The following is a 13,366-nucleotide window of genomic DNA, read 5'->3' as shown; positions in this document are numbered from 1 at the left end:
TAAATACCTATGTAAATTCTTTTTTCGCAGTTAAAACGCCTAAGGCTTAATGCTCTAAAGCTTTATATTTTTCACGTAGTCGGTTACGAATACTGATAGCCCCTAAGTTCAAACCGACGATAATCAGGACTAACAGCAATGATGTGGCGTAAACCAATGGCTGAGAAGCCTCAACGTTTGGACTTTGGAAACCAACATCATAGATATGGAAACCAAGGTGCATGAACTTACGATCCAAATGCACAAATGGAGCAATTAAATCCACAGGAAGCTCTGGAGCTAACTTCACTACACCCACTAACATCAATGGTGCAACCTCACCCGCTGCACGAGCAATTGCTAGAATCAAACCTGTCATGATTGCAGGCAATGCCATCGGTAAGACTATTTTTGAAATCACTTCGATTTTCGTTGCACCTAGCGCCAATCCACCCTCACGCAATGAACGTGGAATACGAGACAAACCTTCCTCAGTTGACACAATCACCACTGGCAGAGTTAACAATGCCATTGTCAGTGATGCCCACAACAGACCGGGAGAACCGAAAGTTGGACTTGGTAAAGCATAACTATAGAACAGCTCATCGATTGAGCCCCCTATAATGTAAACAAAGAAACCAAGACCGAAAATCCCGAAAACAATCGATGGAACCCCTGCCAAGTTATTGATTGAAATGCGAACCATACGTAATACAGGACCATCTTTCGCATATTCGCGCATGTAAATCGCTGCAATCACCCCCATTGGGGTCACTAAGATCGTCATAATCAATACCATGGTGATGGTACCGATCATTGCAGGGAAAATACCCCCTTCAGTATTTGCTTCACGAGGGTCTTCCGTTAGGAAACGTCCGATTCCGTGAAAGAAGAACCCTGTCTTTTCACTTGCGGACATATCATTTGGCTGCCAGAAGTCCACAATATTCTTAACAGGAATATTTAACTGCTGGCCACCGCTGACACTCATGGTCAGCTCACCCAACTCTTTTTGTTGCGCATAAAGCACATTAGTTTGCGCTTGCAGCTCCTTAAATTCAGTTTGAAGCTCTGCACGCTCAGCCTCTAAACGAGCAGATTCTTGATCATTCCACTCATCATCTGCTTTTAAACGTTTTTCTTCTAAACGAAGTTGTTCAAGCTTGTAGTTAATCGCGCCGATGTCGAGCTTTTCAATCGTTTTAATTTCATCATGTAAACGCTTACCTTCTGCAACTTGCGCCAAGAGCGTTTCATGAACCGCTTCACCAGTGAATACTTTGCCAGCTAGTTTGAAAGACTCATACCAACCATAAACATTTCCATATTCATATCGTTCAACGACAGTCACACCTTGAACCACTTTTGGTTCAACTGATACTAGGTTTTCCTCACTAATCCAACGGAAGTCAATACCATAAATATCTCGGTTCCCGACTTTAATCAAATGTTGAGGAATCTCTAACTTCTGACCATCATCGCTAAATACCTCTTTTATTTTGGTATCGCGTAACTCACCGACAATTGGTGCAATTTGATCACCTTGCTTAATCTGATATTCATAGACCGTGTGCGGCCAGAAGTGAACCAAACCTTTGTAAGCAATCATAAAAAATAGACCAAATACCAGCACGACACTAATCGCAACGGTTGCTGAACTCATCCAAATCCAGTGTTCGCCTTTATTAAACCATTCTTTCATTTCTCTCACTCCTACAATGAACCGTATTTACGACGCATACGTTGACGAACCACTTCCGCAAGGGTATTGAATAGGAAAGTGAAAATAAACAGAACCAGCCCCGCTAAGAACAGAACTCGGTAATGCGAACTATCCACCTCGGCCTCTGGCATTTCAACCGCCAAGTTGGCAGATAGCGTACGCATTCCTTCAAAGATATTTGCCTCCATCAATGGTGTGTTACCCGATGCCATCAAGACAATCATCGTCTCACCCACACCACGACCAAAACCGAGCATAATGGCTGAGAAAATACCTGGTGAAGCGGTTGGAAGAACAACACCCACTAAGGTTTGCCAACCAGAAGCACCTAATGCTAGAGAACCATTAACAAGGTAGCTTGGGACGTTATATATCGCATCTTCAGCCACAGAGAAAATCGTAGGAATCAAGGCAAACCCCATAGCAAAGCCGATAACCATCGCGTTACGTTGGTCAAAATCAATGCCGGCTTCATTGGTAAGCCAGTTACGCATATCACCACCAAAGAATGCATTTTCAAGAGGCGAACTTAGCTGCAAAGACAACCAACCTAGGAAAATTACCACTGGAATCATTAAGACTGCGCGACGGCCCGTCAGCACTTTCTGGCGAATTTTCTTCGGAAGACGAGTCCAACCGTAACCAAACGCTAGAATCCCTAGTGGCACGACTATAAATATGGCAAAGAAGCCGGGTAGATTTGCTTCCATGAATGGTGCTAACCAAAGACCTGCCAGAAAACCAAGGATTACCGTCGGCAGCGCTTCAATCATTTCAACTGAAGGCTTTACCCATTGACGGGTTTGTTTATCCATAAAGAACGCTGTAAAAATAGCGGCTAAAACAGCAATTGGCACAGCAAACAACATGGCATAAAACGCTGCTTTGATCGTCCCCCAAGTTAGCGGCATCAAAGAAAATTTAGGCTCAAAATCATTACTCGCAGAAGATGACTGCCAAGTAAAACTTGGCTCTTCATAACCTTCATACCAAACTTTGCCCCATAAACTCTCAACCGAGACATCAGGGTGTTCGTTTTCTATCACATAATGAACTAATTGACCGTCTGAAGTTTCGACTAATGCACCATTTGAACGTGGAGCCATAGCAACCATCGTTAATGGATTTTCTACCGGCCGGTCAGAACCTAAGTAGCGGTGTGCCGTCGAATGCAACAAGTGAAATTCTCCTTGAGCATCCCCTGCTGCAAAACCTTTTCGACCTTTCTCAACGGCAATATTGGTAATTGGAGACGAAGAAATCTCAAATGAACGAATTTCCTGTAAACGGAAAGTATTATCGGCCTGTCGAACAGGAAACCATTGGAAAACCTGACCTTTATCGGTTCCAGCCATAATTGAATATTCACCCAACAAGAAACGAAGCGCTGTCACTTCTTGACCGGCCGGTATTAAATCCACAGTTTCAATCGAGAAAGGATTGTTGTAGTCACTGATATTAAAATATTCAGTTTTCCCAAGCTCGTTTACGGTATACAAGTTACGACCACTGGCATCCAACAGCAACCACTTTGGTGCAAACTGTGCCACCATAGAAGCCTGAGAATCCTCTTCTAGTGAAATACCATCGGTTAACATCGACTCAACTTTCGAGTACTGGCGAATCTGAACCTGCTGAGTTCCCTTTTCCATCCATGCAATACGCACTTCAGAATCTGACTCACGAATGGCTAAGTGCGAAATCGCTTGAGAACCAAGTATCATTGGCTCCTCTCCAAAGGGGTAAGTCACTTTGGGAACAATCACTCGCTTATCATTCGGATAAGTCACATCGTAACCATACTGAGCAATTAGAATGGACCCGTCTTCTAAACCATAAGCAAAGACGTTCTTCATCTCGTTAATAACGGTAAAAGCGGTGACTTTCTGGCCATTTAATGGCAATTGAATCTCATTTGAAATTTGGCCTGTGAACACATCAAACCCGATCCCTTTACCTGATTCAGTAAAACGAATCGCCGATTCCTGATATTCATCAATACCATAATAAACCGAAGTTTCACTGTTACCGCCCGGTAAATTGTAAGCCTTATCTCGTTCAATGCTCGCTGACATAAACAGCGGAACAACCACATAAAACAGGAAAAACATGATCAGCAGTACAGACGCAATCACGCTCAAACCACCTACCGAAATTCCATATTTTGAAATACTATCTCGAAGATTACGTCGACGAATCCGCTTTTCAAAAGCGGGTCCGCTCAAGGCATTCTCCAACCGACTTTCAACCGTACTTGAAACGGTATTATCTGATGAACTACTCATGGCTCGACCTTGTAAATTTAAAACCTTGGCTAGGATAGCAATGCAATGTGACAATCAAATTTCATTTGAAACATAAAAAAATACGTACTACTGGCATAGTTGTAATAAAACTGTAACATTAGATTTTTTACTGCTTACACTTGACAGTCCAACAGAGTTTCCACACAATCAATTGATACCTTCAAATTCGGATGCACCAAATTAAATCCAATGCACCACCTTGAAGAATCAACTTGGATTTCCGCGCCTCGAACACAAAAACGAAACAATGCAGAATTCCCCCTAAAATCATTTACTTAGAAATATTTAAGGCAAGTTTTAAAAATTGGCACAGGTTTTGCTAATTTTACAATCGATATTTTTTACTACGCTTAAAAGGACATACAGCTATGCCACAAGCAATTCTTGATTTCATTAAAGAAAACGACGTCAAATGGGTTGACCTTCGTTTTACCGACACAATCGGTAAAGAACAACACGTCACCATTCCTGCTGCCAATGTAGATGAAGACTTTTTCGAAGATGGTGAAACGTTCGACGGTTCTTCTATCGCTGGCTGGAAAGGCATTAACAACTCTGACATGATTCTTATGCCGCAAACAGATGGCTATGTCATGGACCCGTTCACCAACGACCCAACCCTTATCATTCGTTGTATGATTGTTGAGCCATCAACAATGGAATCTTATGAAAAAGACCCTCGTGGTATCGCGCAAAAAGCTGAAGCCTATTTAAAATCTACAGGCGTTGCAGACTCAGCATTCTTTGGCCCTGAACCTGAATTCTTCATCTTTGATGATGTTCGCTGGGGTGCAGACATGTCAGGCTCTTTTGTTAAAATTGACGGTAACGAAGCAGCATGGAACACTGAAAAAGTATACACAGACGGTAACACTGGTCACCGCCCTAAGGTAAAAGGTGGCTACTTCCCAGTTCCTCCTGTTGACCAACTTCACGAAGTTCGTGCTGACATCTGTGCAATGGCAGAAGAGATGGGACTAAAACTTGAAGCTCACCACCACGAAGTTGCTGCCGGTGGTCAATGTGAGCTAGCAGTCGGTGGGAACACGCTTACTGCTAAAGCGGATGAAGTCCAAATTCTTAAATACGCTGTACATAACACATGTCATGCCCTAGGCAAAACAGCGACTTTCATGCCTAAGCCAATCGTAGGTGATAATGGTTCTGGTATGCACATCAACATGTCTCTTTCTAAAGATGGTAAAAACATCTTTGCTGGTGATGTTTACTCAGGCCTTTCTCAAGAAGCTATTTGGTACATTGGTGGTTTGATGAAGCATGCTCGTGCATTGAACGCTTTCACAAACCCTGGTACAAACTCGTACAAACGCCTAGTCCCTGGTTTTGAGGCACCAATTCTACTGGCTTACTCTGGTTCAAACCGTTCTGCATCGATCCGTATTCCATACGCACCTTCTGAACGTTCACGTCGTGTTGAGCTACGCTTCCCTGATCCAACGGCTAACCCATACCTAACATTTGCAGCATCAATGATGGCAGGCCTTGACGGTATCCTTAACAAGATTGATCCAGGCGAGCCTTCAGAGAAAGATCTATATGACCTTCCTCCAGAAGAAGAAGCGACTTATAACACGGTATGTGCCTCTCTAGAAGAAGCACTGGATGCACTTGATAAAGACCGCGACTTCCTGAAAACAGGTGGTGTATTCTCTGACGAAGCGATTGATTCTTACATCGCGCTTAAGATGGAAGATGTTACACGCATGCGTGCAACAACTCACCCAATTGAATTCGACATGTACTACTCTCTATAATTAGAACTGTAGTCCTTCGAAACAAAAAACCCGCTTACAAAGCGGGTTTTTTATTACCAATAAAATTTCAACATCCAACTTAAATCAAAATAAACTTACACACCCTCTTAGACAACTCTCCCACTCTCAGAAAGACTTATTAACCCTGAGCTTAATCCGACTCAACCAATTCAAGTACTTTCTTTTCAATCGGAGCCACTTGGCTCAGAACTTTTTTTGCTTCAGCAGTTTTACCATCAGTCTTTAAAGCAATTGCCGTCTCAACTAGGTCATGTAATTCGTCATGATAACTCTCTATCTTGGAGAACAACTTATAATTCAACAAATCACGTCCATCCGCATACAACCAACTTCCAAACCCACAGGTTACTGGCGATTGAAACGTCAAATGCTCACAACTCTCTTCACCATTGATGCAATTGCGTGCATGCGCCATCCATTTTTTTAACTCAAACAACGCGATAGTTTTCATCACACCTGAGCGATTCAATGAATCGACTCTATCCCAAGACTTAGAGTCCTGATGCTGCTCAACCCAATCCATTAATTTTGAAGCTTCCATTGGGTAGCTGATTGCATATCCCTGCAGAACCTCAAGCCCAAGCTTCAATAGCAAATCTATATGCTCCTTGGTTTCAACACCTTCTGCAACCACTTGCATATCAAATGCCTTAGCCATTGCTACCACACTTTCTAGAATCACCATTCCCTGTGGCTCTTCAAAAATATCTTTAATGAATGATTGGTCAATCTTTAATTCATCAACTGGCAAACGCTTCAAATAGTTTAGCGAGGCATAACCTGTTCCAAAATCATCAATTGCAAAACGCAGCCCCAGCTCTCGCAATTGATTGATAATGGAAGTCACACTAGCAATATCATCAAGGGCTGAACTCTCTAAAAGCTCCATGGTCATTTGTGAGGGCTGAACTTCTGGGTAGCGGCTAAAAATTTCTTGAACTTGCTCAACAAAATCCGGCTGCTGAAATTGAAAACCATCTACATTAACACTAATCGAACACGTCACGCCCTCATGCTTACAGTGCGCAATACACTTAATTGCCTCTTCAATCACCCAGTAACCCAACCGCAACCCAAGAGATTGGCCATCCAGATAGGGTAAAAATTGATAAGGCGGAATCAAACCATCAGACTTGCGCCAACGAATCAAGGCCTCCAGCTCGATAATTTCTTGGTGATAAACATGCAGCTTTGGTTGATAAAACAGCTCGAACTCATTTGCATTCATCCCAGCCTCGATCTCCTCAAGTTTTTGACGAAGAATGGATACATCCGATGCAGATAAAGAAGAAAAGTTCTCAAAGAATGCAATTTGATTTTTTCCAGCAATCTTAGCCTGATACATTGCTTGGTCCGCGTACCGGAGAAGCAAGTCCGCAGAGACACTTTCTTCCATCCCATCGTATAACGCCACACCGATGCTAGCCGAAACATTCAAAGATAAGCCTTGGAACTCAAATGGCTTTTTAGCTTCGTCCAACATCCGATTCAACACTGGAGCCAAGGACTCTCGCGATGTCAACTCAGGGAAAATCACCACAAATTCATCGCCCCCCATTCGCGAAACAGTATCACCTTTTCGAACAACCTTATCAAAACGCTTTGCAAGCGTTTCCAATAACTTATCACCTGCACTATGTCCATGAGTATCATTCACTTCCTTAAAGCCATCCAAATCAATAAAAGCTACGGCAAGTTCAGTTTTATGTCGCTCGCTGTATGCAACAGCCTGATTTAGTCGATCCGTCAACAACACGCGATTAGGCAATCCAGTTAATGGATCAAAGTGAGCGATAAACTCCAATTCAGCCTGCTGCTGTTTCTCAATCGAAATATCTGCAAAAAGTGCGATATATTGCTGAATCTCTCCATCTTCAGAACGAATTGTCGTGATATTAATTTTTTGCGGATAGATTTCTCCATTTTTACGGCGATTCCAAATTTCACCATACCAATGCCCTGTTTGATTAATCTGCTCCCACATTGCACTATAAAAACTTGCTGACTGCTTCCCCGAACTGAGAATGTTAGGGTTTTTACCTAAAACATCCGATTTTTTAAATCCAGTAATTCGGGTAAAAGCGGCATTCACATTGACAATCGCTCCTTCAGGACTGGCAATCAAAATTCCCTCTTGAGCATATTCAAAGACTCGAGCCGCTTCTTCGAGCTTTCGCTCAGAAGCTTTTTGACTCGTCACGTTTACTGCCAATCCATCAATGCTCACAATAGTGCCAAATTCATCAAATACCGCATGTTGGGTAATTTTTACAATGCACTCATTTTGAGTTTTAGGGTGAATAAAACGCATGTCAAATTGGTTATACCCCTCAAGGCCTGACAAAATCTTATTCAAACACCCTAACGCCAACTCCAAAGACTCCGGTAACCACTGAATGGCTTGCCCCCAAGTTTTTCCAATAATGTCTTGCGCCTTTACACCAAAAACACCCTCAACAGTTTCGCTGACATACAACAATTCACCCATTTTGCCCGTAAAAGAGAACACGACATGATCAGGTCCAAGATCGTTGACCAAACGCTGATATTGGGTAGTTTGCTCAATAATTGTTTGCTGAATCCTCTTGCGCTGTACCAAACGCCAAATCTCACTAGAGATTAACTGCACCGTTTGAACATCCTGCTCCGTATAATCCTGAGACTTATTCCCAACCCCAGCGATCATGACCACAAGCCCATTTTCAACCACTGGCACCGAAACCAAACGCTCTAAAGGCGCATGCCCGTCCGGTAAACCTTTTTTATCTGGGAACAAAGCATAATCATTAACCACAACGGGTTCCATATTGCGGGCTGCGTCCGCCCAAATTCCAGCATCTTTTAACGGATAATGCGCCTCTCTCCCAGGCACGTTGCAGTAGTCTTCCATAGTGCGTTTTGACCAAGCGACCAACTCGATTGTCTCTTGATCGTCATTCATAACATGAACAAATGACACTTGACTGTCAGTTAATTCTTCCGTCAAGGCTTGCGCATGCTGCATGAAATCTTTTTCATTCATTTCATCTGCATAAGCCGGCAAGTCGAGCAGAACCTTATCGCGCTTTGTCCTGAACTCAAGCTTCAGCTCTTTCAGCTTCAAGTCATTAATGTCTATATGAAACCCAGACATCCGAAGTGGCCGGCCATCTTTTCCCCTCGCTACAACTTGACCTCGACCCATCACCCAAACCCAATAGTTGTATTTATGGCGCAAACGAAACTCTGCTTCATAAAAATCCACTTCGCCTTGCAAATAAGCATTCAACATTTTATCGACATGTGCACGATCATCAGGGTGCATTAAATTCCACCATTTTTTTGAGTTGAACGGCGATAACTCCTCGAGAGAAAAACCTAGAATCTCTGCCCAACCATCATTGATTTCGACAACACCCGTGATCAAATTCCATTCCCAAGTCATAGCATCGGTCGCAGCCAATAACTCATCAAAACGTTTTGTTTTTTCTTTAACCCTTGCACGCAAAACCATGGATACAGTGAAGGCAATGCTCAAAACAATAATCATCCCCAACCCCATCATAAAAGCGGCTGGGTGTTCTTTAACGGCTTCCACAAATGAAAACTCGGGCACTTCATCATAAGGAGATAAGCGCAATTTCCGAAGCAACGTTTCCAAGGAAATATAATCTTTAGGGGGAACAAACCCTGCAATTCCTGCTTGAATCGCGGCTGGATGCGCCTTATGAAGCGAAAATAAAGCGGCAGAAACTTGTCGCACTAAATCTGAATCCAATCGATCGGTTACAATAAAAGGCCACTCAGGATAGAGACGAGTTGATAAAAGATAGGGAAACTTAGGGTCTTTTTTTGCATTGATAATTCGAATCGATTTAGGATTCAACCCTCGTGTTTCAAACCAATTTTCCAAAACCCCTGTTCTAACAAATCCTACTTCCGCTTCACGATTCAAAACAGCATTAACGACCGCATCTTGAGTACCCAAGGTAACGAATTTTAAATCATTGCGTTTAATTCCTGACTCCATCGCTTCAAATAAAGGCACTCGATAAGCACCCGTAAAATCGAAATTTGGGATGGCAATTTTTTTATGCGCAATATCCTCTAGATTAAGAACCTCTGTATTGGTCGCCTGGGTAAAAATCACACCGCCCAACTCCGAGCTTTGATGCCCCTGTTCACTTATGGTCTCAACGGTCGCTAAAACACCACCCAACTTGTTTTCATTGCGAAGAATTTCATAAAGACTTGGGTTGAGCAATACCATATCGAGACGATGCAGCCGCATTGCTTCACGGATTTCACTTGCATTCAGCACCTCTAGACGAACATTCGCGCCATCGATTTGTTCCGACAAAAAATCTGCTAACCCTTGATAACGAACCAAGATTTGTGGTTTATCTTGGTTTTCATAAACACCAAGCACCAATTCGGGCTCAATAGGCTCTCTATCAATTTGCACTGCCTGAGCAGGATTGAATATTCCAATAACGGTAAATATCGTTAAGACCAGAACATTGAAAAAGTTACCGGCCGGTAATTTTGGGAAACACAAACACACACTTTGAACACAATTTAGAAAACGTTGGCTATTTGACCAAAGACAAGGTTTTAAAGGCTTTCTCATCCCACTTGCCCCGGCTGCATTAACTGCTCCCAAACCATTTTTACAGATTCACGCTCCTGTTGATAACAGGTTTGCTCAACCAAAGGTTTCTCATTTTGCAAAGCAACCCGATGATATTTTGAGCGGTAAACTTGGTAAGCAGACTGTAATTGCTCTACCTGTTGCTCGGTTAACAACCCGGCTTTAGATACCGATTCTAAAATTCGCATATTGTCACTAAACATGACGAGCTCTGGAACTCGGTTTGCGTAAGCTAAAACCAAAAACTGCATCATGAATTCAATATCCACAATGCCACCACTCCCCTGCTTTAAATCAAACAAGTGCTCGTCACTTTTATCCAAGGAATCTTTCATTTTTTGACGCATTTCAACCACTTCCAGACGTACCGTTTCAATATCTCGAGGTCGCTGTAGATAGGACTTTCTAAACTCTTCAAATGCCGAGCGCGCTTGATTATCACCAACGACTGCACGAGCACGAGTCATCGCTTGATGCTCCCAATTCCAAGCTTTATTTTCAATGTAGTTTCTATAGGCTTCAAAATCGGTGACCATCAAACCAGACGCACCATTTGGACGCAACCGCGTATCAACTTCGTAAACAATACCGGCCGGCATCATTGTGGTCATCAAAGAAATGATTTTCTGCCCCATACGCACAAAAAACAGAGAGTTCTCTAATTGTCGTCCATTTTTACCGGCCGGTAGCGTGGCGACATCACTTGGACTGACACCTTGATAAAGCATGACAATATCCAAATCCGAACCATAGCCAAGCTCAATACCTCCAAGTTTTCCATAACCCAAAATCAAAAACGGATTACGCGGGTTTTCGATATCCAATCCACCTGGCACGCCATTTTTTTTCAACATTAATTGCCATGCAAACTTCACAACTGCGTGCAGTACCGCTTCCGCAATCCACGTCAAATAATCACTAACATGCATGACGTGCACATTTCCAGTCACATCGGTTGCGGCCACTCGAAACACCTGAGCATGACGCCAGTGACGAATTTCCTGCATAAACATCTCTTCATCATCACCAACTTGTTGCAATAAATGCTCCACTTCGTCAATTAACGCATTTAGCTTAAGCGGCGCATACAAGCTTCGCTCATCCAACAACTGATCTAATAATGCTGGGTATTTTGCCAACATATCCGTCAACCACGGACTGACCTGAGCCAGCTTCACCAAATGCTTTAAAGATTGAGGATTTTCCTTTAGCAACACAAGATAAACGCTGCGTTGCACTATATTTTCCAGCACACTTAAAATACGCGTTAACGCAATTTGTGAATAACCATTTTCAAACATTGCTTCAAGCAACAATGGCATCAAAGCATTCAAACGCTCGACACCATTTGCACTCAAATGAATCACTGATCGACTCTGTTTAAAATCGCGAATCAATTTCGTAAAGAAATCGCGCTGATCGGCAGGAATTTTTTCTAGAATTTCTTCACTCAATGCATCATCAAGCGCTTCTTCATCATCAAAATTCGACATCCAAACCTTTGACATTGCACTGGCTTGTTCACTAATTTCATCCTCAGCAAACAGTGCCGAAAACTCTTTTTGAACCAAATCCCTGTGAACATTCAACGACTCTAAAAATGACCCATAACTTTCGAACCCCATAGATTGCGCAAGGAAAAGTTGCTGATCGGGGTCTTGTGGCAAATCATGAACCTGTTGATCATTCCACTCTTGCACTCGATTTTCACAACGGCGCAGAAAATAATAAGCCGCTTTCAATCCTTCATATTGAGGTAGTTCTATAAATCCTTTTTCCAACAGATAATGCAATGTCGGCAATAATTGACGACCTTGCAATTGCTTATCCCGGCCACCATGAACCAGCTGAAACGCTTGAACAATAAATTCAATTTCACGAATTCCACCAGGTCCAAGTTTCAAGTTATTTTGCATCCCCTTCTTGACCACTTGAGCAGAAATCATCTGCTTCAAATCACGTAAAGAATCCATTGCGGTAAAATCGACATATCTGCGATAAACAAAGGGTCTTAGCACATCAAACAGATCATTGGCCAGCTCAAAATCCCCAGCCATCATTCGCGCTTTCACCAGGGCATATCGCTCCCAAGCACGACCATGAATTTCATAATAATGTTCAAGCGCAGAAAAACTCGATACCAATGGTCCGCTATCCCCAAACGGACGTAAACGCATATCTACACGATAAACAAAACCATCTTCAGTAAAATCGACCAACGATTTATTCAACGCTTGACCAAGCCGAGTAAAAAACTCTTCATTGGAAACCGACTTTCGCCCACCTTCTGTTCGTCCAGGCTCGTCATACGCAAAAATCAAATCAATGTCTGATGAAAAATTCAATTCCTGACCACCCAGTTTTCCCATGCCGATTACCAGCATTTTCTGGGGTTTTCCAGAATGCTCCCCGATAGGAACACCAAAACGCTCATTCAGTTTTTGATACTGCCAATCAAGAGATGCTGCCACCAGCGCATCCGCCAGCTCAGAACAATCTCGCATGGTTTCTTCAAGCTCAGCCAAACCAGATAAATCACGTAATGCAATTCGACACATTTGATAATTGCGGTTATATCTTTGCAGTTTTCGCAACTCTTCATCACTTTGTGCCACTTTCACCGACTCATAAACACTTCGGTAAAGCTCACCATCAGACAATGGAGCTTGCCAATTTTCAGGCGAATTTAACTCTTCAAACTTAGAGAGGTTTTTGCGAAGGTACAAGCTCCATTGCTGAAGCGTTTCTAGAGAGTGGGTCATAGCTGGCCTGTTTGTGCTTGATAACAAGTAATTTAAAAAACTATTCACTTCCCATTTTCACACCATCATCACTTATAGATCATCAAGCAGAACAGCCTGAAAGACTATAAATATGTGAAAATACGTACTAACTGGCACCTACAGAAAAAAGCAAGCGAATAAAATTTTTG

General features: G+C 42.6%; 5 protein-coding genes. 1 reads left to right on the top strand and 4 read right to left on the bottom strand.

What is annotated here, in order from left to right:
- Positions 1 to 46: 46 nt before the first annotated feature.
- Positions 47 to 1,681, bottom strand: a complete 1,635-nt coding sequence (pstA, locus tag D9T12_RS03415) for a phosphate ABC transporter permease PstA (RefSeq protein WP_130536864.1) — start codon at positions 1,679 to 1,681, stop codon at positions 47 to 49.
- A gap of 11 nt (positions 1,682 to 1,692) precedes the next feature.
- Positions 1,693 to 3,987 (bottom strand): ABC transporter permease subunit, encoded by a 2,295-nt coding sequence (locus D9T12_RS03410; RefSeq protein WP_130536863.1) that lies wholly within the window; start codon positions 3,985 to 3,987, stop codon positions 1,693 to 1,695.
- 389 nt (positions 3,988 to 4,376) lie between these two features.
- Here D9T12_RS03410 and glnA point away from each other — a divergent pair, with 389 nt between their 5' ends.
- Positions 4,377 to 5,783, top strand: coding sequence for a type I glutamate--ammonia ligase (glnA, locus tag D9T12_RS03405; RefSeq protein ID WP_130536862.1), 1,407 nt, complete (start codon positions 4,377 to 4,379; stop codon positions 5,781 to 5,783).
- Between the two features lie 151 nt (positions 5,784 to 5,934).
- Here glnA and D9T12_RS03400 read toward each other — a convergent pair whose 3' ends face one another.
- A complete protein-coding gene (locus D9T12_RS03400) occupies positions 5,935 to 10,413 on the bottom strand; it encodes an EAL domain-containing protein (protein ID WP_130536861.1) in 4,479 nt (1,492 codons plus the stop codon).
- A complete protein-coding gene (glnE, locus tag D9T12_RS03395; RefSeq protein WP_130536860.1) occupies positions 10,410 to 13,196 on the bottom strand; it encodes a bifunctional [glutamate--ammonia ligase]-adenylyl-L-tyrosine phosphorylase/[glutamate--ammonia-ligase] adenylyltransferase in 2,787 nt (928 codons plus the stop codon). Before glnE ends, D9T12_RS03400 begins: the two co-directional genes overlap by 4 nt.
- Between the last annotated feature and the right edge of the window lie 170 nt (positions 13,197 to 13,366).

This window comes from Thiomicrorhabdus indica (assembly GCF_004293625.1).
GTDB classification, from domain to species: domain Bacteria; phylum Pseudomonadota; class Gammaproteobacteria; order Thiomicrospirales; family Thiomicrospiraceae; genus Thiomicrorhabdus; species Thiomicrorhabdus indica.
Note: the sequence above shows the minus strand (reverse complement) of the source record. Positions and strands in the feature narration are given on the sequence as shown.

Coding starts and splice junctions, on each gene's coding strand:
- glnA (WP_130536862.1), top strand. CDS start 4,377: ATGCCACAAGCAATTCTTGATTTCATTAAAGAAAACGACGTCAAATGG.
- glnE (WP_130536860.1), bottom strand. CDS start 13,196: ATGACCCACTCTCTAGAAACGCTTCAGCAATGGAGCTTGTACCTTCGC.
- D9T12_RS03410 (WP_130536863.1), bottom strand. CDS start 3,987: ATGAGTAGTTCATCAGATAATACCGTTTCAAGTACGGTTGAAAGTCGG.
- pstA (WP_130536864.1), bottom strand. CDS start 1,681: ATGAAAGAATGGTTTAATAAAGGCGAACACTGGATTTGGATGAGTTCA.
- D9T12_RS03400 (WP_130536861.1), bottom strand. CDS start 10,413: ATGAGAAAGCCTTTAAAACCTTGTCTTTGGTCAAATAGCCAACGTTTT.